Raw genomic sequence first — 22,145 nt, 5'->3', positions numbered from 1 at the left:
TTCTACTCTACACGAACTGCGCCGCGGCGTTGGCGGAGGCCCAGGCCCACTGGAAATTGAAACCGCCCAAATGGCCAGTCACATCCAGCACTTCACCAATGAAATACAACCCAGGGCTTTTCAGCGATTCCATGGTCTTGGACGACACCTCTCGGGTATCCACGCCGCCCAGGGTCACTTCGGCAGTGCGATAGCCCTCGGTGCCGGCCGGTACCACCTGCCAGTTCGCCAGCTTCTCGGCGATCTGTGCCAGTTCCGCCGGTGTGTACTGCTTCATGGGCCGGGACTCGAACCACTGCTCGGCCAGCAGGTTGGCCAGCTTGCGGGTAAATACCTCGCCCAGCACGGTTTTCAGCTCGGTGTTGGCGCGTTCGGCCTGCATCTGTTGCAGCCAGGTCAGTGCATCACGGTCGGGCAGCAGGTTGATCTCGACCGTGTCGCCTGCTTCCCAGAACGAGGAAATCTGCAAAATCGCCGGGCCGCTGAGGCCGCGGTGGGTAAACAGCAGGTTCTCGCGGAAGCTGGTGCCGTTGCAGCTGGCGGTGCAATCCAGCGATGTACCGGACAACTCGGTGCACAGTGCCTTCAGTTGGGGCTCGGTGATGGTGAACGGCACCAGCCCGGCGCGGGTTGGCAGCAGGGTATGGCCGAACTGGCGGGCCACCTGGTAGCCGAAGCCGGTGGCACCCAGGGTCGGGATCGACAGGCCGCCGGTGGCGATCACCAGCGACTGGCAGGCGAACTGGCCGCCGCTGGTCTGCAGCAGGTAGCCCCCTTCGGTCTTCTCGATCTGCTCGATGCTGGTGTGCATGCGGATCTCGGCGCCGGCCTCATCGCATTCGGCCAGCAGCATGTCGAGGATGTCACTGGCCTTGTTGTCGCAAAACAGCTGGCCGAGTTTCTTCTCGTGGTAGGCCACGCCGTGCTTGCACACCAGCTCGATGAAGTCCCACTGGGTGTAGCGAGCCAGGGCCGACTTGCAGAAATGCGCATTCTGCGAGAGGAAGTTGCCCGGCTCGGTATACATGTTGGTGAAGTTGCAGCGGCCGCCGCCGGACATGAGGATTTTCTTGCCCGGTTTGTTGGCGTGGTCGAGCACCAGTACCCGGCGGCCACGGCGGGCGCTGAGCTGTGCGCACATCAGGCCGGCGGCGCCGGCGCCGAGGATGATCACGTCGGTGGAGTGCACGGTGTTACCTCTTCAGGATTGCTGGGGGCTGCTTTGCAGCCCTCTCGCGACACAAGGCCGCTCCTACAGGAGTTTGCGATCCCCTGTAGGAGCGGCCTTGTGTCGCGAAAGGGCCGCAAAGCGGCCCCAAAATTAGGTCAGACGATGCGGACTTTCAGGGAACGCCCCTTGATCTTGCCGCTGTTCAAGCGCTGCATGGCCTGCTTGGCGAGCGGCCGCTCAACGGCCACGAACGCCTGGAAATCGAAGATCGCAATCTTGCCCACCTGTTTGCCGGGGATGCCGGCGTCACCGGTCAGCGCCCCGAGGATGTCACCCGGGCGCAGCTTGTCCTTGCGCCCGGCGGCGATGCACAGGGTGCTCATCAGCGGCAGCAGCGGTTCGCCACCCTTGTGCTTCAGGCTGTCCAGCTGGTCCCAGCGCAGCGGGCTCTTCTGCAGGTCTTCGATGGCCTGGGCGCGGTGGCCTTCGGCCGGTGCCACCAGGCTGACCGCAATGCCTTTCTCGCCAGCACGGCCGGTGCGGCCGACACGGTGCACATGGATTTCCGCATCACGTGCCAGCTCGACGTTGATGACCATATCCAGGCCATCGATGTCCAGGCCGCGGGCGGCCACATCGGTAGCCACCAGCACCGAGCTGCTGCGGTTGGCGAACATGGTCAGCACCTGGTCGCGGTCGCGCTGCTCCAGGTCGCCATGCAGGGCCTGGGCAACGATGCCCTTGGCGGTCAGGTGGGCGACCACATCCTCGCACTGCTGCTTGGTGAAGCAGAACGCCACGCAGGACTGCGGGCGGTAGTGGCCGAGCACGCGGGTGACCGCCTCGAGGCGCTGTTGCGGGTCGATCTCGATGAAGCGCTGCTCGATCTGATTGTCGGCATGCAGGCTCTCGACCTTGACCTGTTGCGGGTTGCGCATGAAGTCGGCGGCCAGTTGCTTGATGCCGGCCGGGTAGGTGGCCGAGAACAGCAGGGTCTGGCGGCGCGACGGGGTCTTGCCGATGATGCTGGCGATGGCATCGAAGAAGCCCATGTCGAGCATGCGGTCGGCCTCGTCCAGCACCAGGGTGTTCAGCCCGTCGAGCACCAGGGTGCCCTTGTCCAGGTGCTGCTGGATGCGCCCTGGGGTGCCGACGATGATGTGTGCGCCGTGCTCCAGCGAAGCGATCTGCGGGCCCAGCGAAACGCCGCCGCACAGGGTCAGGATCTTGATGTTGTCCTCGGCGCGGGCCAGGCGGCGCAGCTCCTTGGCCACTTGGTCGGCGAGCTCGCGGGTAGGGCACAGCACCAGCGCCTGGCAACCGAAGTAGCGCGGGTTGATCGGGTTGAGCAGGCCGATGCCGAAGGCGGCGGTCTTGCCGCTGCCGGTCTTGGCCTGGGCGATCAGGTCCTGCCCCTTGAGGATGACCGGCAGGCTCTGGGCCTGGATCGGTGTCATCGAGGCATAGCCGAGGGCGTCCAGGTTGGCCAGCATGGCAGTGGACAGCGGCAAGGTGGCAAAGGCGGTGGATTCGGTGGTCACGAGGCGGGCCTGCGGTGCGAAGCGAAAAATGCCGCATAGTCTACCAGCCTCATGGCCATTCGCCCTACGACTCCATGTGTTGTTCCGGACGACGGGCACGCCTTCCGTCCGTCGGCGACAGCTGCAGGAATATCGCCGCCGCCAGCATGGCCATCACGCCGATGGTGACGAAGGTCAGCTGGAATGCACCCAAGGTGGTTTCCACACCGTCGGCGTTTCCGGCTGCGGTAAAGCCGCCGAGCAATGCCCCCGCACATGCCACGCCCAGGCTCAGGGCCAGCTGCGCGACCACCGACAGCAGGCTGTTGCCGCTGCTGGCGCTGGCGTCGTCGAGGTCGATCAGGGTCACCGTGTTCATCGCGGTGAACTGCATCGAGTTGACTGCCCCGAGCAGGCCCAGCTGAATCAGCAGCACGGCATAGGGCGTCTGCTCGTCGACCAGCCCGAGGCTGGCCAGCAGCAGGCCCAGCAGCAGGGTGTTGCCGGTGAGGATGATGCGGTAGCCAAAGCGTTCGATCAGTGGTCGGGCAATGGACTTGGCCAGCATCGCCGCAGCCGCCAGCGGGATCATGCTCATGCCGGCCTGGGCCGGCGAGTAGCCCAGCGCCACTTGCAGCAGCAACGGCACAAGGAACGGCAGCGCGCCGCTGCCCAGGCGGGCGAACAGGTTACCGAGAATACCGATGGCAAAGGTGCGCACGCGGAACAGGCTGGGTGAGAACAACGGCTCCGGGTCGCGCCCGGCGCGCAGCCAGTAGGCCGCCAGGCAGGCCATGCCGGCGAACAGCAGCAACATCACCCGCAGGTGCGGCAGGTGCAGTTCGCCCAGGCCTTCCATGGCGATGGTGATCAATACCATCGCTGCGCCAAACAGCAGGAACCCGGGGCCGTCGAACGTGGTGCGCTCGGCGCCGCGCAGGTCGGGGATGAACTTCCAAACGGCGTAGCAGCCGATCAGGCCGACCGGCAGGTTGAGCAGGAAGATCCAGTGCCAGCTCAGTATTTCCACCAACCAGCCGCCAACCGTAGGGCCCAGTAGCGGCCCGAGCAGGCCGGGGATGGTGATGAAGCTCATGATGCGCACCAGCTCGGTGCGCGGGTAGGCACGTAGGACTACCAAGCGCCCGACCGGCAGCATCAGCGCACCGCCCAGCCCTTGCACGACACGGGCAAAGATCAGGAAACCGAGGCTGTTGGCGGCGGCGCACAGCAGCGAGCCGAAGCTGAACAGCAGGATTGCGCTGAAGAAGATGCGCTTGGTGCCGAAGCGGTCGGCGATCCAGCCTGAGGCGGGGATCAGCAGGGCCACGGTGAGCATGTAGGCGATGATCACGCCCTGCATGCGCAGCGGGTCTTCTGCCAGCGACCGGGCCATGGCTGGCAGTGCGGTGTTGAGGATGGTGCCGTCCAGGGACTGCATGAAAAAGGCGATGGCCACCACCCAAGGGATCCAGCGGGCGGTGACGGGGTCCAGCGGGGTGCGTTCGGGCATGACTTCCTCGTTTGTCAGTGCCGGCCTCTTCGCGGGTGAACCCGCTCCCACAGGGATATCACCACATTAAGGGCCGTGGAGATCCTGTGGGGCCGGCTTTAGCCGCGAAAGGGCCGGTAAGTCCAGTCACAATGTCAGGGTCAGGCCTTTGACCAGTGCCCCCGGCAAATGACTCGACCCGGTACTGCGCTGTCCATAGGTACTGGTCGACAGGATCATCTCGCGCTCGCTTGTCAGGTCCTCCAGCTGGCTGCCGAGCAAGCTGTACAGGCTGTCATCGAAGCGCATGGTGCTCACCGGGCCCTGGATCTGCCCGTTCTCCACCCAGAAGGTGGCGAAGCGGGTTAGTCCGGTCATGCGTGCCGCCGGCAGGTCGGAATAGTTCAGGTACCACAGGTTGCTGATGTACAGCCCGGTACCGAGCCGCTCCAGGATTTGCTCGCTCGGCAGGCTACCTGCTGCCAGGCTCAGCGCACACGGCGACTCGTAACTATCGGCGCCATTGGCCAGCAGCTCGAACTCGGCCGCACTGCGCGCACTGATCAATCGCTGCCGGGCCTCGCCTTGCTGGATCAACGGCACATCCAGGCGCGGCGAGCCTTCATCGGAAAACGCAGGGCTCAGCGAACCGCTGACCTGCTCGGTGAAACTCACCAGCGGGCTCAGCCGCGCATCGCCGTTGTACAGGCGCTGCAGGGCACTGTTGCCAGTGGCCAGGGCCTGTGCGGAAAAACCGCCCCAGCACAGCATGCCGGCTATTTCGTCCATGGCCGCCGGGGCCAGGTAGGCGCGGTAGCTGCCAGGCTTCAGCGTGACGGCAGGGCGGCCAAGGAAACCCAGCTGTTCCCGCGCCTGGCGCAGGCGTGCGGTGAAGTCGTCGGCGCTCCACACTTGCCCGGCATAATTGGCCTTTACCGCCTCGCCGTTTTCGTGGAACAGGCTCCAGTCGAAGTTGAAGCTGTTGGCCTGGTGCCAGCCGAAGGCCCCGAACGAGCTGGCGAAGCCCCGGCAGATGGGGCCGGCGGCGTAGATGCCGACAAGGTCCAGGTCGCCGGCTTCACGCTCGAGCAAGGTCAGCACATCGCTCAGTTCGGGCAGCGGCTGCTCCTGCTGGCTGTGGCTGTGCCAGGCGCTTTCGTCCAGGCGCAAGTACGGATCGACCGCCAGCAATGGCAAGGTCTGGCGCAGTTGCTCCAGGGCCGTGAACAGACGCTGGCTATCCAGTTGCGTGTCACCACTCAAGGTCACCTGTTGCTCTGCCTGGCGGCCATCGCGGATCAACCGCAGTTGCGCGCCGGCCTGGTTCACGGTGCCGGCCTGGCGCACCTTGGCATGGTTGAAACGCACGAATTGCGACTGTTCGGCGCTGTAGCCGAGGGTGAACTGTTCGCCCGTCTGCAGGGCTTTGCGCACATCCCCGACCAGGGTTTCGAAAGCTTGTTTCATCAGGCGTCTCCTCCGAATACGTCGATCTGGCGGAACACGCAGGCCGGCGAGGCATGCCCCACCCGTACCACCTGGTTGGGTTCGCCCTTGCCGCAGTTGGGCGTGCCCAGCACCTGGAAGGTACTGCTGTCGCCGACCGCCGCCAGGTTGCGCCAGAACTGCGCGGAGATGCCACGGTAGTTGGGGTTCTTGACGATGCCCTTGAGCTCGCCGTTTTCGATCAGTTGGCCCCATTCACAGCCGAACTGGAACTTGTTGCGAGCATCATCAATGGACCAGGAACGGTTGGTGCGCATCAGGATGCCGTGCTCGATGCCCTTCACCAGCTGATCCAGGCTCTGGTCGCCCGGCTCGATGTTGAGGTTGGCCATGCGGTCGATCGGCGCACGGTTCCAGCCGCAGGCGCGGCTGTTGGCCACGCCGTCGAGGCCGGAGCGGAACTGCGACAGCGCACCACCCAGCGGGCGCAGCAGCAGGCCATCGCGGATCAGGAACTGCTTGTTGGCCTGGGTGCCGTCATCATCGAAACTGTAGCTGGCCAGCTCTTCGCCGATGGTTGGGTCGAAGGTCACGTTGAGCAGCGCGGAGCCGTACTGCAGGTGGCCGAAGTCATCGGCTTTGACGAAGCTGGTGCCTGCGTAGTTGCGTTCGTCGCCGAGAATGCGGTCCATCTCCAGCGGGTGGCCGATGGATTCGTGAATCTGCAGCATCATCTGGTCCGGCATCAACAGCAGGTCGCGCGGGCCGCTGGGGGTATTCGGTGCCTGCAGCAGCTGCAGCGCCTCGTCGGCCACCCGGCGGGCAGCGCCGATCAGGCCGCAGCGCTCGATGACCTCGAAGCCGCCCTGCTGGCCGAAGTTGTCGCGGCCCAGGCTGCGGCTCTGGCTGTCCTGGCCATCGCTGGCGGTCACGCCCAGGCCCGGGAACAGGAAGCGCTGGGCGTGGCGCAGCTCGGCGCCGGCCGAGTTTAGGTAGGTCTGCTCGACCAGGCTCAGGCCCAGGCCGGCCTGCCAGTCCACCAGGCGGCTGTCCTTGGGCACGCTGGCCGATTCGGCAGCGAGCAGGCCAAGGCAGTCGGCAAGGTTGGGCACGGGTTGGTCGAAGTTGGGCGAAATGTGGTCGTGGCGTGCGCTGGTCACCGGTTGCTCGCGCAGGTCCAGCAGGTTGTATCGGGCGATCTGCCGGGCCAGCGCCTCGGCCTGCTCCAGGGCGCGCTGCAGGCCGGCCTGGGACAGGTCGGCGGTGGCGGCATAGGCTTCCACGCCATTCACCCGCACGGTGAGCATGGCGCCCTCGTCCTGGCTGAAGAAGGGTGGTTCCGCGACGTTGCGGCGAACCGACAGCGCCTGGTGCGATTGTTTCACATGGCGCAGGGAAAACAGCTCGGCCTTACTGCGCAGCGCGGCAAAGCGCTGGCGCAGCAGGGCGCTGGTATCGAACATGTGGAAGCCTCCGTGTACACGGTGGCTCCCCCTTAGAACCACTCGTCCTGCATGGCGAGGCAAGTGTCGTCGCGCGCCTCGAGCAATGCCAGCTCATTATGGCAGCCAGGTACCTCCCAGGTCAGGAAATAACGCGCGGCCTGCAGCTTGCCGAGGTAGAAGTCGCGGTCGGCGGGTTTGCCCTTGAGCAGGCCGAGTTCGGCATGGATCGCCTGTTCCAGCCAGCGCCAACCGATCACGCAATGGCCGAAGGCCTTGAGGTAGAGGGCCGAGTTGGCCAGGGCTCCGGCGACTTTGCCCTGGGCCAGGTCACCCAGCAAGCCCAGGGTCACACCTTGCAGGCGGTTGACCAGTTGCTCCAGCGGCTGGCGCAGTGGGTCGAGGTTCGCATGGTGGCTGGCGCGCTCGCCGGTGGCAGCGATCGACCGGATCAACTGCTTGAGGCCGGCACCATTGTTCTGCGCCAGCTTGCGGCCCAGCAGGTCGAGCGACTGGATGCCCTCGGTGCCTTCATGGATCGGGTTCAGGCGGTTGTCGCGGTAATACTGTTCTACCGGGTACTCGCGGGTGTAGCCGTGGCCCCCGAGGATCTGGATCGCCAGTTCATTGGCCTTGAGGCAGAACGTCGAGGGCCAGGATTTGACGATCGGGGTCAGCAGGTCGAGCAGCTCCTGCGCCTGCTTGCGGGCGTTGTCGTCGCTGGCAGTCTGGGTGTCGTCGAACAGGCGCGCGGCATACAGGCCCAGGTCGAAGGCGCCCTCCACGTAGGCCTTCTGTGCCAGCAGCATGCGTTTCACATCGCTGTGCTCGATGATCGGCACTGCGGGGCTGTGCGGGTCTTTGTTGTCCGGCAACCGACCCTGCGGGCGCTGACGGGCGTATTCCAGCGAATACAGGTAGCCGGCGTAACCGAGCATCACTGCGCCCATGCCGACACCGATGCGTGCCTCGTTCATCATCTGGAACATGCAGGCCAGGCCCTGGTGCGGCTGGCCGACCAGGTAGCCGACGCACTGGCCGTTGTCGCCGAAGTTCAGCGCGGTAGAGGTAGTACCGCGCCAGCCCATCTTGTGGAACAGCCCTGCCAGCAGCACATCGTTGCGCGGGCCACGGCTGCCATCTTCGTTGACCAGGTACTTGGGTACGATGAACAGCGAGATGCCCTTCACGCCGGGCGGAGCATCCGGAAGCTTGGCCAGAACCATATGCACGATGTTTTCCGACAGCTCGTGATCACCGCCGGAGATGAAGATCTTGTTGCCCTTTAACCGGTAGCTGCCGTCACCGGCAGGTTCGGCGCGGGTGCGGATATCGGCCAGTGACGAGCCAGCGTGGGGTTCGGTCAGGGCCATGGTGCCGAAGTAGCGGCCTTCGATCATCGGCTGTAGAAACAGGCGTTTCTGTTCATCGCTGCCGAAGCTCTCGATCAGGTTGGCCGCGCCCATGGTCAGGAACGGGTAGGCCGTGGTGCCGGCGTTGGCCGCCTGGAAGTGGGCGAAGCAGGCCTGCGAGACCAGGCTCGGCAGCTGCATGCCGCCGGCTTCGAAGTCGCGGTTGGCGTTGAGGAAGCCGGCTTCGAGAAAGGCGTCGACGGCGGGTTTCACTTCGGAGATCAGTTCGGCGCGGCCATCCACGTAGCGCGGCTCGTTTTCGTCGGCCTTGCGGTTGTGCGGGGCGAAAAATTTCTCTGCGATGGTGCGGGCAATCGATAGCGCCGCGTCAAAGGTTTCGCGGTTGTGCTCGGCGAAGCGCGGGCGCTGGGTCAGGGCCTCGGCCATGAGGACTTCGTAGAGTTCAAAGGCGAGGTTGCGAGAGCTGAGTAAAGTCTCGTCCATGTCGGCAGTCCTGGGATACGGTAATTCAGCTTGATACTGTATCGGTACTGGCGACAAGGACGATTGATCGAGGTGATGATCAATATGAGTTACCGCAAATATCGCACTATGTGCCTACCTAGGAACCGAGCGTAAAAAACATCCTGCTCTGGGTAGTGAGTTTGTTTAATTTGGTGGAGCTGTCAGGGCGTGTTATCGATTTTGATCTCAGTGAGTACGTAGGGCGAAACGGTTTCATCGGTGGTGGCGATGATTTGATAAGCGTCGTTGTATGCGGTGGTCACGAGAGCTGTGTGTAATGCCTTCATGACGGTTTTGTCCCTGACGACGCAGGACCGAACATTACCTGCGGCGTTATAAAGATTGGTGCTAACCTGATCTTGCTCGGCAAAGAGGCTTATTTTTTTAACATTGAATTCGGCCATGGCGGCATTCCTTCCTGAAATGGTTCAAGGTCTTTTAGATAAGATTTGCTCTGCGCAACGTATGGCGAGCAACTTTGAGTCTCGGCTGACTTAGAGTTCAGTTCGAAAAATCACCTATCCTGATTTTTTCCAACAGTTGTGGATGGCCACTGGTCGTGATCGTGGCAAAAACCTTCAGTGGCTTGCCGGGCTGCAGCACAGACTTTGCGGTGTGAACGGCGTCCATCACGTTTGTATCCCGAACTACACAGCTTTGCAGCGGCTCGTCAGGTGAGTAAAGGTTGGTCCAGATTTCACCTGCATATTGTTCTTTGGCGAAGATCGTGATGCCGGTAACTTCTATTTCTTTTTTCATTCTTTTCTCGCTACAAGTTATTTGAAGTGGTGCGAGGCAAATGATGTCTCTTTGAGCGAGGCGGTAAAACTAGCACTTGTGCTAGGTTGAGAAACCTTAGGTGATAGAGACGAGGTTGCACTGTGCGCGGTATATTCGTCTGCCAGGAATTTATCCTTGGAAATAAAAAAGGAGAGCCGAAGCTCTCCTTTTTTCGTTAACAACCCTCAGCGTCAGCCAATGGTCATCAAGCTGGCATTACCACCGGCAGCAGCAGTGTTCACACTCACCGCCCGTTCGATCACCAGGCGCTCCAGCGCAATCTGGTGGTCGCCGCTGGACAGCCCGTGCACACCCACGATCGCCCCGGCACGCTTGGCCACCTGCTGGCATACGCCGCGCAGTTGATCCGAGTCGCCATGGTGGATCACGGCATCGAACGCCACTTCATCCTTGTTCCAGTCCGCCACCAATTTGACCTTGGTCTGCAGCTCTCGCGGCAGGCGGACACGCAGGGCTTTGCCCGGCTCGCCGTCCGCCCATACCGCCGAGCTACCAACGGCCAGCACTGCGGCAAACTGCGCCAGCAGGTCAGCTTCGTTGTCGGCCAGGCACAGCACGTGCTCACGCGGCAGGATGGTGTAGCTGTTGCGCTCGCCGGTAGGGCCTGGCAACAGGCGGGCGATGCCGCTCTGCGACTGGCTGGCGAACTGGCTGCACAGCGCAGCCAGGTCGGCCAGCTGGTTGCTCTCGGCCCATGCCTTCAGGCCGTGCAGCGGCTTGATCAGCTGTTCGTGCAGGGCGCGGTCAGGCTTGCCTTCGCCGTCCTGCTGCTGGAAGTGGCGGCCAATCGCGTCGGCCGGGCGGGTCGACAGCAGGCGGTACAGGTACAGCGGGCCGCCGGCTTTCGGGCCGGTGCCGGACAGGCCTTCACCACCGAACGGCTGCACACCCACCACTGCACCGACGATGTTGCGGTTGACGTACATGTTGCCGGCGTTGGCGGTTTCCACCACCTTGGCGATGGTCTCGTCGATGCGGGTGTGCACGCCGAGGGTCAGGCCGTAGCCGGAGTTGTTGATCTGCTCGATCAGCTGGTCCAGGTTGCGACGGTTGTAGCGCACCACGTGCAGCACCGGGCCGAAGATTTCACGCTTGAGCTCGTCAAAGCTTTCCAGCTCGATCAGGGTCGGCATGACGAAGGTGCCGCGCTTGAGCTCGGCAGCATCGGCAATGGCCACCTGGTAGACCGAGCGACCTTTCTCGCGCATGCCCTGGATGTGCTTCTCGATGCCGGCTTTGGCTTCGGCGTCGATCACCGGGCCAATGTCCACGGCCAGGCGGTCCGGGCAGCCCAGGCGACTTTCGGCCATGGCACCCTTGAGCATTTCGATCACGCGGTCGGCGGAGTCTTCCTGCAGGCACAGCACGCGCAGTGCCGAGCAACGCTGGCCGGCGCTGTCGAAGGCCGAGGACACCACATCGATCACCACCTGCTCGGTCAGTGCCGAGGAGTCGACGATCATCGCGTTCTGGCCGCCGGTTTCGGCGATCAGCGGGATCGGGCGGCCCTGGTTGTCCAGGCGGCCGGCGACGTTGCGCTGCAGCAGGCGGGCCACTTCAGTGGAACCGGTGAACATCACGCCCTTGACGCGCTCGTCACCCACCAGGCCGGCACCGACGGTTTCACCGCGGCCAGGCAGCAGCTGCAGCACGCCTTCAGGAATGCCGGCTTCCAGCAGCAGGCGCACGGCCTGGGCAGCGATCAGCGGGGTTTGCTCGGCCGGCTTGGCCAGTACGGGGTTGCCGGCGGCGAGCGCTGCGGCTACCTGGCCGGTGAAGATCGCCAGCGGGAAGTTCCACGGGCTGATGCATACCACCGGGCCCAGCGGGCGGTGGGCGTCGTTGCTGAAGTCGTTGCGTGCCTGCACCGCGTAGTAGCGCAGGAAGTCCACGGCTTCACGCACTTCGGCGATGGCGTTGGCGAAGGTCTTGCCGGCTTCGCGGATGAGCAGGCCCATCAGCGGCTGGATTTCGGCCTCCATCAGGTCGGCGGTGCGCTCCAGAATGGCGGCGCGTTCGGCCGGCGGGGTGGCCTGCCAGATCGGAGCGGCATTCAGTGCGCACTGGATGGCGTTGTCGACGTCGGCGACCGTGGCTTCCTGAACATGGCCGACCACGTCGCGGTGGTCCGCCGGGTTCAGGACCGGTGCGGCGGCGCCTTCGCTGGCAGCGCAGGCCAGCAGTGGCGTGGCTTTCCAGTCGTTGTGGGCGGTGGCCAGCATGGCGCAGGACAGCGACGCCAGGCGGTGTTCGTTGGCCATGTCGATGCCGGCCGAGTTGGCCCGCTCGCTGCCATACAATTCACGCGGCAGCGGGATGCGTGGGTGCGGCAGGCCGATGCTGCCTTCCTGGGTGCCCATGCGCTCGATGCTGGCGACCGGGTCGGCGACCAGTTCCTGGATGGAGATCGAGTGGTCGGCGATGCGGTTGACGAACGAGGTGTTGGCGCCGTTTTCCAGCAGGCGACGCACCAGGTAGGCCAGCAGCGTTTCGTGGGTGCCGACCGGTGCATAGACGCGGCACGGACGGTTCAGCTTGCCTTCGGAAATCTTGCCGACCACCTGCTCGTACAGTGGCTCGCCCATGCCGTGCAGGCACTGGAACTCGTACTGGCCCGGGTAGTAGTTCTGACCGGCAATGTGGTAGATGGCCGACAGGGTGTGGGCGTTGTGGGTGGCGAACTGCGGGTAGATGGCTTCTGGCACGGCCAGCAGCTTGCGGGCGCAGGCGACGTAGGACACGTCGGTGTACACCTTGCGGGTGTAGACCGGGTAGCCTTCCAGGCCTTCGACCTGGGCGCGCTTGATTTCGCTGTCCCAGTAGGCGCCTTTCACCAGGCGGATCATCAGGCGGTGGCGGCTGCGCTTGGCCAGGTCGATGACATAGTCGATCACATACGGGCAGCGCTTCTGGTAGGCCTGGATAACGAAGCCGATACCGTTCCAGCCGGCCAGCGAAGGCTCGAAGCACAGGCGCTCGAGCAGGTCGAGCGACAGCTCCAGGCGGTCGGCTTCTTCGGCGTCGATGTTCAGGCCGATGTCGTACTGCTTGGCCAGCAGGGTCAGCGACAGCAGGCGCGGGTACAGCTCTTCCATCACGCGCTCGTACTGGGCGCGGCTGTAGCGCGGGTGCAGTGCCGACAGCTTGATCGAGATGCCCGGGCCTTCATAGATGCCACGGCCATGAGAGGCCTTGCCGATCGAGTGGATGGCCTGCTCGTAGGACGCCAGGTACTTCTGTGCGTCGTGCTCGGTCAGTGCGGCTTCGCCGAGCATGTCGTAGGAATAGCGGAAGCCCTTGGACTCGAAGCGGCTGGCATTGGCCAGGGCTTCGGCGATGGTTTCGCCGGTGACGAACTGCTCGCCCATCAGGCGCATGGCCATGTCGACGCCCTTGCGAATCATCGGCTCGCCGCTCTTGCCGATGATGCGGGTGAGCGAGGAGGTGAGGCCGGATTCATTGTGGGTAGATACCAGCTTGCCGGTCAGCAGCAGGCCCCAGGTGGCGGCGTTGACGAACAGCGACGGGCTGTTGCCCAGGTGCGGTTGCCAGTTGCCGGTGCTGATCTTGTCGCGGATCAGCGCATCACGGGTGCCCTTGTCGGGGATGCGCAGCAGGGCTTCGGCCAGGCACATCAGTGCCACGCCTTCCTGGGACGACAGCGAGAATTCCTGCAGCAGGCCCTGAACGATGCCGGCACGGCCGCCAGCGCTCTTCTGGTTACGCAGTTTTTCGGCGATGCCGGCGGCCATCTTGTTGGTCGCTTCGGCCAGCGGGGCGCTCAGGCGCGCCTGCTCCAGCAGCATCGGTACCACTTCCTGTTCGGGGCGGCGGTAGGCGGCGGTGATCGCCGAGCGCAATACCGACTGCGGCAGGATACTCTCGGCGAACTCAAGGAAGCACTGATGGCTGTGGTCAGGTTGGACCTCACCGGCGTCGTCGGCCAGGTTGCTGGCATGGCCGTTGAGTTCGGTCAGGGTGGCACCACCCTCGAGCTTCTCCAGGTAGTTGAAGATCGCTTGCTTGATCAACCAGTGCGGGGTGCGGTCAATCGACTGCGCAGCTGCCTTGAGTCGCTCACGGGTCGGGTCATCGAGTTTGACCCCAAGGGTGGTCGTCGCCATTTCTTATCCTCGTTATTGCCACGGTTGTGGCCTAAGCTGACGCCAAGAGTAGCTGTAGGACAATTCAGGTGCAACCAGGTGCAACCCTAATTTTTTGCGGAAAAGGTGCAACTCGTCCGACAGCCATTTCCATGTCCTGAAAAGGGTGGTTTTCGGTGTGTTTTATTCTGAAAAACGGGTTTTTTGCTCCAAAAGGGAGCAAAAAATCAGATTTTTCGGAAAATGCACGGGGAGGTGCAACTTGCAAAGGAAAAATGGTTGCACCCGCTTTGCGTTGTTGCATACGATTCGCCGCCTGGGTGCAACCGCCATTGCCGCGGTTGTGCATGACATAAAAACAAACGCCAGGGCACACGCATGGGCAATCCACTAACGATCACTTTCGTGGTCTATATCGCCGCAATGGTGCTGATCGGCTTCGCCGCCTATCGCTCCACCAATAACCTTTCCGACTACATCCTCGGCGGTCGCAGCCTGGGTAGCGTGGTCACCGCGCTTTCCGCCGGCGCTTCCGACATGAGTGGCTGGCTGCTGATGGGCCTGCCGGGCGCCATCTACTTCTCCGGGTTGTCCGAAGCCTGGATTGCCATCGGCCTGACCGTCGGCGCCTACCTGAACTGGTTGTTCGTTGCTGGCCGCCTGCGCGTGCAGACCGAGCACAACGGCGATGCACTGACCCTGCCGGACTACTTCTCCAGCCGCTTCGAAGACAACAGCGGCCTGCTGCGGATCATCTCGGCCATCGTGATCCTGGTGTTCTTCACCATCTACTGCGCCTCCGGCATCGTTGCCGGTGCCCGTCTGTTCGAGAGCACCTTCGGCATGTCGTACGAAACCGCCCTGTGGGCCGGTGCTGCTGCGACCATCGCCTACACCTTCATCGGTGGTTTCCTGGCGGTGAGCTGGACCGATACCGTGCAGGCTTCGCTGATGATCTTTGCGCTGATCCTCACTCCGGTGATCGTGCTGATCTCCACTGGCGGCTTCGATACCACCTTCGCTGCCATCGATGCGGTCAACCCGGCCCACTTCGACATGTTCAAGGGCGCCACCTTCATCGGCATCATCTCGCTGATGGGCTGGGGGCTGGGCTACTTCGGTCAGCCGCACATCCTGGCGCGTTTCATGGCTGCCGACTCGGTGAAGTCGATCGCCAAAGCCCGCCGCATCTCCATGACCTGGATGATCCTGTGCCTGGTCGGTACCTGCGCCGTAGGCTTCTTCGGCATCGCCTACTTCTCGGCACATCCTGAGCTGGCAGGCCCGGTCACCGAGAACCACGAGCGTGTATTCATCGAGCTGGCCAAGATCCTGTTCAACCCATGGGTCGCCGGTGTGCTGCTGTCGGCCATCCTGGCGGCGGTGATGAGTACCCTGAGCTGCCAGCTGCTGGTGTGCTCCAGCGCCCTGACCGAAGACTTCTACAAGGCGTTCCTGCGCAAGAACGCTTCGCAGGTCGAACTGGTGTGGGTCGGCCGCCTGATGGTGCTGGCCGTCGCCCTGATCGCCATCGCCATGGCCGCCAATCCGGAAAACCGCGTGCTGGGCCTGGTAGCTTATGCGTGGGCCGGCTTCGGTGCTGCCTTTGGTCCGGTGGTGCTGATTTCGGTACTGTGGAAAGGCATGACCCGTAACGGCGCACTGGCCGGTATCGTGGTGGGCGCACTGACCGTGATCCTGTGGAAGAACTTCGACACCCTCGGGCTGTACGAAATCATTCCGGGCTTCCTGTTCGCCAGTATCGCCATCGTCGTGGTGAGCAAGCTGGGCAGCCCGTCGCAGGCAATGGTCAAGCGCTTCGAGACTGCTGATGCGGCGTATCACGCTGACAAGTAATACCCGTTGAGTCGGCGGCGCCTGCTTCGCGGGTGAACCCGCTCCTACAGGGATTGCACAGAACTCAAATTCTGTGAGGTGCCTGTGGGAGCGGGTTTACCCGCGAAGAGGTCACCGCCGATCAGCAGCCAGGCCTGACTCCGCCTGCAAGGCAAGGTAAACTTGCCACCCCCGCAGGAGTTGCCATGAACTATCGTCACGCCTTCCACGCCGGCAACCACGCCGACGTCCTCAAACATATCGTGCTGACCCGCCTCATCGCCCTGATGTCGCGCAAGGAGCAGCCGTTCGCCTATATCGATACCCATGCAGGGCTCGGCCTTTACGACCTGCAGGGCGACCAGGCAACCCGCACCGGCGAGTACCTGGAAGGTGTCGCCCGCCTGTGGAATCGCGATGACCTGCCGGCCATGGCTGACGACTATTTGCGAATCATCAAGCGTCTGAATGCCGATGGCGAGCTGCGCTACTACCCCGGTTCGCCCGAGCTGGCTCGCCGTCTGATGCGCCAGCAGGACCGCGCCCTGCTCAACGAGAAGCATCCCGAAGACGGGCCGCTGCTCAAAGAGAACATGAAGAAAGACCCGCGCGTGTTCGTGCACCTGGGTGAAGGCTGGCATGTGCCGCGGGCCTTGCTGCCGGTGCAGGAAAAGCGCGCGATCATGTTGATCGATCCGCCGTTCGAACAGGCTGACGAGCTAAAGCGCTGCACTACCGCCATGAAAGAGGCGATCGGCCGCATGCGCCAGACTGTCGCCGCCATCTGGTACCCGATCAAGGACCAGCGCTCGCTGACCCGCTTCTACCAGGACCTGACCAGCACCGGCGCACCGAAACTGCTGCGGGTCGAGTTGTATGTGCACCACCAGGACAGCCCGCAGGGGCTCAACGGCTCCGGTCTGGCCATCGCCAACCCGCCGTGGGGGTTGGAAGAAGAGCTCAAGGAGCTGCTGCCATGGCTGGCCAAAGAGCTGGCACAAACCGCCGGCAGCTTCCGCATGGACTGGCTGATCGCCGAATAAGCATTTGCCTTGGGGTATCTGTGGGGGCGGGCGTGCCCGCGAAGCAGGCGCTGCGGTGCATGGCACCGGCTTTGCCGGTGTTCGCGGGCGCGCCCGCTCCCACAGGTTAATGCAGTGCCTATCCTGATGTTTGCGTTATAATCCCGCCCTTTAGCCGCCACCCGCCCAAGAGGCCGCTGGCGCATTTCTACCGAATGAAGAGGCTAATCCCTTGGCATTGACGATTCTTGGCCTGTCCGGCGCCCTTAGCCATGACCCTTCCGCGGCCTTGTACATTGACGGCAAACTGATTGCCGCCGCCGAAGAAGAGCGCTTCGTGCGTGACAAGCATGCGAAGAACCGCATGCCCTACGAGTCGGCGAAGTTCTGCCTGGAACAGGCTGGCATCAAGCCATCCGACGTCGACGTGGTAGCCATCCCGTTCGCCCCGATCAGCCTGTTCGGCAAGGCGCGCTGGCACTATGCCAAGCGCTACTGGTACGCCCCGGATCGCGCCCTCGACGCTATACTGATGGGCAACCGACGCTACAAGCGCTACCGCAAGAAGATCGTCTGGTGCCTGGAACAACTGGGCTTCGACCCGAAAAAGGTCAAGATCGAGCCGGTCGAGCACCACCTGGCCCATGCCTCCAGTGCCTACCACTGCTCGGGCTTCAAGGAAAAAACCGCAATCCTCGGCATCGACGGTAAGGGCGAATACGCCACCACCTTCTTTGGCTACGGCGAAAACGGCAAGATCCACAAGATCAAGGAATTCTTCGACCCGGACTCGCTGGGCGGCCTGTACGGCGCAATCACCGAGTTCCTCGGCTTCGAGATGCTCGATGGCGAGTTCAAGGTCATGGGCATGGCGCCGTATGGTGACGCCAGCAAGTACGACTTCTCGCGTCTGGCCAGCTTCGAAAACGGCGAACTGGTGATCAACACCGAATACGCCAACGTCATTGGCCTGCGCCGCTATAAAGAGAAGGGCAAGGGCTTCTACTTCTCGCCGAAGCTGATCGAGTGGCTGGGCCCCAAGCGCGAAGGCGACATCGCCGACGAGCCGTACATCCATTACGCGGCCAGCATGCAGGCGCTGTTCGAAAAGATCGCCCTGCAGATGATCGACCACTACCTGGGCGACGTGCTGCGTGAAACCGGCAAGCTGGCGTTTGCCGGCGGTTGCGCGCTGAACGTCAAGCTCAACCAGAAGATCATTGCCCGCCCAGACCTGAAAGAGCTGTTCGTCCAGCCGGCTTCCGGTGACGCCGGTACCGCCGTGGGTGCTGCCGCCTACGTTTCCCACGCCCGTGGCGTACCGGTCGAGAAGATGGAACACGTCTACCTCGGCCCTTCGTACTCCAACGAAGATGTGATCGCTGCCTGTGCCCGTCACCCGAACGCGCCGAAGTGGCGCAAGCTCGACGACATGCCGCAGCGCATCGCCAAAATCATGGTCGACGGCAACCCGGTGGCCTGGTTCCAGGGCCGCATGGAATTCGGCCCTCGTGCCCTGGGCGGCCGTTCGATCATCGGTTGCCCGAGCGTGCCGGGCGTAGCCGACCGCATCAACGAGCAGATCAAGTTCCGCGAACGCTGGAGACCTTTCTGCCCGTCGATGCTCGACACCGTCGCCCCGCAAATGATCAAGGTCGACCACCCGGCGCCGTTCATGACCTTCACCTTCGAAGTGGCTGAAGAGTGGAAGACCCGCGTACCGGAAGTGGTCCACGAAGACGGCACTTCGCGTGCCCAGGTGCTCAAGCGCGAGTACAACCCGCGCTACTACGACATGATGAAGGCGCTGGAAGACCTGACAGGCAACGGCGTGTCGCTGAACACTTCGCTGAACCGTCGTGGTGAACCGATGATCTGCTCGCCGACCGATGCCCTGAACATGTTCTTCGGCTCAGACCTGCAGTACCTGATCATGGAAGACATCCTGGTTGTGAAGGACGGCGCGGCCCCGTATGACCAGCCGCTCTGAACCGCGCATCCTGCAGTTCTGCCATGGCTATGACGGGCCGTTCCTGGACTGCGCCCGTCAGTACGCCAGCCTGTTCCAGGGGCGTGGCTACCAGGTCACCACGGTGTTCCTCACCGGCGCCGCCGACCCGCTGGTAGCGGCAGGCTGCGCCTCGGACGAGGTGCTGTTCCTGGAGTTCAGCTCCAAGGCCGTGCGCGGCCTGAAACTCGGCGCCATCCGTGCATTGCGGCGGATCGCGGCCGAGCGCAATTTTGCCTTTTGCATTGCCCATCGCTTCAAACCGATCTACGTGGCGTTGCTGGGCACCGGCTTGCCGGTGATCGGCGTGCACCATGCTTTCGGTGACTACGAGCGCAAGGGGCGACGCATCTTCGCCAACCTGTTCAGCAAGCGTCTGAGCTTGCTGGGCGTGTCGGACGCAGTGCGTGACGACATGCGCCGCTGTCTGCCGCAGTGGCCGGCAGAACGTATCCAGACCTTGTATAACCGCATCGACATCGACGCCCTGCAAGCAGCCCTGGTTCCACGCGCCGAGGCCCGTCAGGCCTTGGGGCTGGACGCACAGGCGTGGATTGTCGGTAACGTCGGGCGCCTGCACCCGGACAAGGACCAGGCCACCCTGCTGCGTGGCTTTGCCGAAGCGCTACCGGGGCTGCCGGCTGGCGCCCGCCTGGCAATCATGGGCAAGGGCCGCCTGGAAGCCAGGCTCAAGGCACTGGCCGCCGAGCTGGGCATTGCCGGGCAAGTGGACTTCCTTGGCCAGGTGCCGGATGCGCGCCGTTACTTCCAGGCGTTCGATGTATTCGCCCTGAGCTCCGACCATGAGCCGTTCGGCATGGTCCTGCTCGAAGCCATGGTCGCCGGTGTGCCGGTACTGGCCACGGCCTGTGGTGGTGCCCGCGAAGTGGTCGAGGGTGTTGGCATGCTGTTCCCGCTGGGCGATGCGGGGCAATTGGCCCAGGGTCTGAAACACATGGCTGTGCTCGATGGGCAGCAACGCCAGGCCTGTGCCGAGCACATGCTGCAGCGCCTGCGTGAACGCTTTTCCGACCAGGCGGTGCGCGAAGCATTCTGGCAGCTTCCGCAAGTCCGCGCGTTGGTGGGGCAGGCCTGATGCTCAACCGTATCCAGGCCTTCCGCGAACGCGGTTGGCAAGTTATCGACGCCAAGGCCTATGCCGAGGCATGGGCCCGGTTTGGTGGCAGTGTCGCCACCCATCCTCTGGTGGTCGAGCAGCTGGCGGACCTGGCGCAGATCCCTGTGCGTTACCTGGGCTGGCACCAGGCCGGCGAGCTGAAAGCCGCCATTCCTACCTGGGGGCGCCACCTTGCGCTGTCCAAGGACGTGCTCAAGCGTGCCGGCAAAAAGGCCCTGTTCGATCTGGGCAACGCCGAGATCATCCTGCCGGCGGCGGCCGACGCCGCTGCACCGTTGCGCCATGCCGCGCGTTACCTGTCCGAACTGAACCAGGGCCGCTTCAGCGGCCTCAAGGCGCAGAAGGAACAGCTGGCCATGGCCCGCGCCCATGAAGACCTGTCGAAGAAGTTCCGCTACAACCAGCGCCGCGAACTGCGCCTGCTGGAAGAGGCGGGCGGTGTGGTGCGCCCGATCGGCGACTTCAGCGCGCAGGAAATCGCCAGCATGTACTGCGACCTGTTCCAGCGCCGCTGGGGCTTCCCTGCCACCGGCGCCGAGCGCATGGCCGAAGTGCTGGAACGCCTGCGCGAGTTGCTGATCGGCTCGGTGCTGCTGCTGGACGGCAAGCCGATTGCCATCCAGCTGGTTTACCGTGTCGAAGCGCCGGAATGGATCAGCGTCGAGTACATCAATGGTGGTGTCGACCCTGAAACCAAGGCCTTCAGCCCCGGCAGTGTGCTGAGCTTCCTCAATACCCAGGCCGCCTGGGAAGACGCCCGTGCACGCAACAAGCCGCTGCGGTTCTCGTTCGGCCGTGCCGACCGCGAGTACAAGGACCGCTGGTGCAACCCCGTACCGGTGTATCAGGCGTGAGTCGCAAGCAGCAGTTGCTCAAGCGCCACCGGCGCAACAAGCGCCTGGGCCTGTTGGCGGGCCTGGTCGCGCTGGTGGCCATAGGTGCGTTCAGCTGGTGGTGGTTGCCACTGCTGCTGTTGCCGCTGTTATGGGCGGCTCACGAGGCCTGGTTTGCCGACCACCTGTTCTACGCGCCAGGCGAGGACTACGCCTACGACTTCGGCGAGCAGACCCGGGAGGCTCCTGCCAGCCTGAGCGGCGGCTTGCTCAAGGCTGAGTGCGTGCTGCAGGGCAACGAAACCCTGGTCCTCGAGCTGCGGGTAAAAAGCAGCTGGCTGGGGCGCTTCCTGGACCCGCAGGTCGAGCTGGTGGCTGGCGAGCATGCCGACCGGCAAACCTTCGAGCGTGGCGTCGATGGCGTGCGCTTCCTCAACCTCACCGGCCTCGCCGCACCTCTGCAGGCTGGCGCGTTGCGCCTGCGTGGCCGGCATTGCCGGCTGGCGGGCCAGCCGCGCTTGTGGATAACCCCGGCGGTCGAGCTGCAACGGCGCCGGGTGATGGTGATCGCGCCGCATGCCGATGATGCCGAGCTGGCCGCTTACGGCCTTTACAGCCAGGCCGACGAAACCTGGGTAGTGACCCTGACCGCTGGTGAAATCGAGGCCGAGCACTATCAGCAGATGGGCTTGGCAAAGGCCGAGGCCGCGCGCCTGAAGGGCCGCCTGAGGGCCTGGGATAGTGTCGCCGTGCCACGCTGGGCCGGTGTGGCGGAATCGCGTTGCGTGCAGCTGGGCTACTTCTGTCTGCAACTGCCTGCCATGCAGGCTGCGCCAGACCAGCCGGCCGCTTCTCGCGAGGCCGACCTCGCCGACATTCGCGTATTCCGCCGATTCAACCCGTTCCCGCTGCCGGCCGATGGCGATGGCGCGCCGACCTGGCGCAACCTGCTCGCCGACCTGCGGGCCTTGCTGGAAATGGCCAGGCCAGAGGTGCTGGTGATGCCGCACCCGCAGCTCGACCCGCATCCCGACCACATCTGTGCCCAGGCAGCGGTGCTGGAAGCCTTGCAAGGCCTGGCCTGGCAGCCGCAAACCCTGCTGTGCTACGCCAACCACCTGCATGACAACGACCGCTGGCCGATGGGCGACAGTGGTGATGGCGTGGCCCTGCCGCCACAGCTGGACGCTGTCCAGGCCTGGGCTCCTTGCAGCCTGGTACTGGACCTTGCGACCCAGCGCGACAAGGCCATGGCCCTGGGCATGATGCACGACCTGCAGCCGCCAGCACCGTTCAAGCGCCGCCTGCGCCGCTTGTTGCAGCGCTGGTTGGCCGGGCGGCACCCGTCGCCTTACGGCGAGAACGAATTCTTTCGCAAGGCCGTGCGCCGACATGAACTGTTCTGGCGGCGTGAGCTGTAGCCGCGCCCCATGGTTGACCGCGATGGCGCAGAGCG

At 63.8% G+C, this 22,145-nt stretch carries 16 protein-coding genes; 6 read left to right on the top strand and 10 right to left on the bottom strand.

Translation table 11 applies throughout. The annotated features are described in order from the left end of the window. Positions 1-7 precede the first annotated feature (7 nt). The 10 genes from QN085_RS23485 to QN085_RS23440 form a co-directional block, all read right to left on the bottom strand. On the bottom strand, positions 8-1,189 hold the full coding sequence (locus QN085_RS23485) for a BaiN/RdsA family NAD(P)/FAD-dependent oxidoreductase (RefSeq protein WP_015272049.1): 1,182 nt from the start codon (positions 1,187-1,189) through the stop codon (positions 8-10). Between the two features lie 137 nt (positions 1,190-1,326). Next, positions 1,327-2,664 carry an ATP-dependent RNA helicase DbpA gene (gene dbpA, locus QN085_RS23480; RefSeq protein ID WP_230396947.1) on the bottom strand — a complete coding sequence of 446 codons (1,338 nt, stop codon included), beginning with the start codon at positions 2,662-2,664 and terminating at the stop codon, positions 1,327-1,329. A gap of 112 nt (positions 2,665-2,776) precedes the next feature. Then, on the bottom strand, positions 2,777-4,204 hold the full coding sequence (gene mdtD, locus QN085_RS23475) for a multidrug transporter subunit MdtD (RefSeq protein ID WP_015272048.1): 1,428 nt from the start codon (positions 4,202-4,204) through the stop codon (positions 2,777-2,779). Positions 4,205-4,330: 126 nt separating this feature from the next. Then, positions 4,331-5,650 carry a TldD/PmbA family protein gene (locus QN085_RS23470; protein ID WP_023661529.1) on the bottom strand — a complete coding sequence of 440 codons (1,320 nt, stop codon included), beginning with the start codon at positions 5,648-5,650 and terminating at the stop codon, positions 4,331-4,333. After that, entirely contained in the window at positions 5,650-7,092 is a 1,443-nt protein-coding gene (locus QN085_RS23465) for a TldD/PmbA family protein (RefSeq protein WP_013974487.1), read from the bottom strand. The genes QN085_RS23470 and QN085_RS23465 overlap by 1 nt, the downstream gene beginning before the upstream one ends. Before the next feature lie 32 nt (positions 7,093-7,124). After that, complete coding sequence (locus QN085_RS23460) at positions 7,125-8,927, bottom strand: acyl-CoA dehydrogenase (protein WP_041506359.1); 1,803 nt, start codon at positions 8,925-8,927, stop codon at positions 7,125-7,127. A gap of 182 nt (positions 8,928-9,109) precedes the next feature. Then, positions 9,110-9,352: a hypothetical protein gene (locus QN085_RS23455; RefSeq protein ID WP_023661764.1), complete on the bottom strand. Its 243-nt coding sequence runs from the start codon at positions 9,350-9,352 to the stop codon at positions 9,110-9,112. Between the two features lie 97 nt (positions 9,353-9,449). Beyond that, positions 9,450-9,707, bottom strand: a complete 258-nt coding sequence (locus tag QN085_RS23450; RefSeq protein WP_023661765.1) for a hypothetical protein — start codon at positions 9,705-9,707, stop codon at positions 9,450-9,452. Between the two features lie 212 nt (positions 9,708-9,919). Then, complete coding sequence (putA, locus tag QN085_RS23445; protein ID WP_041506360.1) at positions 9,920-13,873, bottom strand: trifunctional transcriptional regulator/proline dehydrogenase/L-glutamate gamma-semialdehyde dehydrogenase; 3,954 nt, start codon at positions 13,871-13,873, stop codon at positions 9,920-9,922. Between the two features lie 64 nt (positions 13,874-13,937). Then, a complete protein-coding gene (locus QN085_RS23440) occupies positions 13,938-14,156 on the bottom strand; it encodes a hypothetical protein (RefSeq protein ID WP_128637173.1) in 219 nt (72 codons plus the stop codon). A 74-nt stretch (positions 14,157-14,230) separates the two neighbouring features. Between QN085_RS23440 and putP the strand changes: the two genes are divergently transcribed. The 6 genes from putP to QN085_RS23410 all read left to right on the top strand — a co-directional run bounded on the left by putP (position 14,231) and on the right by QN085_RS23410 (position 22,110). Beyond that, positions 14,231-15,709, top strand: coding sequence for a sodium/proline symporter PutP (gene putP, locus QN085_RS23435; RefSeq protein WP_023661766.1), 1,479 nt, complete (start codon positions 14,231-14,233; stop codon positions 15,707-15,709). A gap of 185 nt (positions 15,710-15,894) precedes the next feature. Further along, on the top strand, positions 15,895-16,731 hold the full coding sequence (locus tag QN085_RS23430) for a 23S rRNA (adenine(2030)-N(6))-methyltransferase RlmJ (protein WP_013974483.1): 837 nt from the start codon (positions 15,895-15,897) through the stop codon (positions 16,729-16,731). Between the two features lie 211 nt (positions 16,732-16,942). Next, positions 16,943-18,700 carry a carbamoyltransferase family protein gene (locus tag QN085_RS23425; protein WP_013974482.1) on the top strand — a complete coding sequence of 586 codons (1,758 nt, stop codon included), beginning with the start codon at positions 16,943-16,945 and terminating at the stop codon, positions 18,698-18,700. Further along, on the top strand, positions 18,684-19,814 hold the full coding sequence (locus QN085_RS23420) for a glycosyltransferase (protein WP_038410177.1): 1,131 nt from the start codon (positions 18,684-18,686) through the stop codon (positions 19,812-19,814). The genes QN085_RS23425 and QN085_RS23420 overlap by 17 nt, the downstream gene beginning before the upstream one ends. Next, positions 19,814-20,710 (top strand): antimicrobial resistance protein Mig-14, encoded by an 897-nt coding sequence (locus QN085_RS23415; protein WP_013974480.1) that lies wholly within the window; start codon positions 19,814-19,816, stop codon positions 20,708-20,710. The genes QN085_RS23420 and QN085_RS23415 overlap by 1 nt, the downstream gene beginning before the upstream one ends. Further along, positions 20,707-22,110: a PIG-L deacetylase family protein gene (locus tag QN085_RS23410; protein ID WP_041506361.1), complete on the top strand. Its 1,404-nt coding sequence runs from the start codon at positions 20,707-20,709 to the stop codon at positions 22,108-22,110. The genes QN085_RS23415 and QN085_RS23410 overlap by 4 nt, the downstream gene beginning before the upstream one ends. Positions 22,111-22,145: the final 35 nt, after the last annotated feature.

Source organism: Pseudomonas sp. M2(2023) (genome assembly GCF_030263955.1).
Classification (GTDB): Bacteria; Pseudomonadota; Gammaproteobacteria; order Pseudomonadales; family Pseudomonadaceae; genus Aquipseudomonas; species Aquipseudomonas asiatica.
Note: the sequence above shows the minus strand (reverse complement) of the source record. Positions and strands in the feature narration are given on the sequence as shown.

Coding starts and splice junctions, on each gene's coding strand:
- QN085_RS23450 (WP_023661765.1), bottom strand. CDS start 9,707: ATGAAAAAAGAAATAGAAGTTACCGGCATCACGATCTTCGCCAAAGAA.
- QN085_RS23415 (WP_013974480.1), top strand. CDS start 19,814: ATGCTCAACCGTATCCAGGCCTTCCGCGAACGCGGTTGGCAAGTTATC.
- QN085_RS23470 (WP_023661529.1), bottom strand. CDS start 5,650: ATGAAACAAGCTTTCGAAACCCTGGTCGGGGATGTGCGCAAAGCCCTG.
- dbpA (WP_230396947.1), bottom strand. CDS start 2,664: ATGCTGGCCAACCTGGACGCCCTCGGCTATGCCTCGATGACACCGATC.
- QN085_RS23455 (WP_023661764.1), bottom strand. CDS start 9,352: ATGGCCGAATTCAATGTTAAAAAAATAAGCCTCTTTGCCGAGCAAGAT.
- putA (WP_041506360.1), bottom strand. CDS start 13,873: ATGGCGACGACCACCCTTGGGGTCAAACTCGATGACCCGACCCGTGAG.
- QN085_RS23430 (WP_013974483.1), top strand. CDS start 15,895: ATGAACTATCGTCACGCCTTCCACGCCGGCAACCACGCCGACGTCCTC.
- QN085_RS23460 (WP_041506359.1), bottom strand. CDS start 8,927: ATGGACGAGACTTTACTCAGCTCTCGCAACCTCGCCTTTGAACTCTAC.
- QN085_RS23465 (WP_013974487.1), bottom strand. CDS start 7,092: ATGTTCGATACCAGCGCCCTGCTGCGCCAGCGCTTTGCCGCGCTGCGC.
- putP (WP_023661766.1), top strand. CDS start 14,231: ATGGGCAATCCACTAACGATCACTTTCGTGGTCTATATCGCCGCAATG.
- QN085_RS23440 (WP_128637173.1), bottom strand. CDS start 14,156: ATGCAACAACGCAAAGCGGGTGCAACCATTTTTCCTTTGCAAGTTGCA.
- QN085_RS23420 (WP_038410177.1), top strand. CDS start 18,684: ATGACCAGCCGCTCTGAACCGCGCATCCTGCAGTTCTGCCATGGCTAT.
- mdtD (WP_015272048.1), bottom strand. CDS start 4,204: ATGCCCGAACGCACCCCGCTGGACCCCGTCACCGCCCGCTGGATCCCT.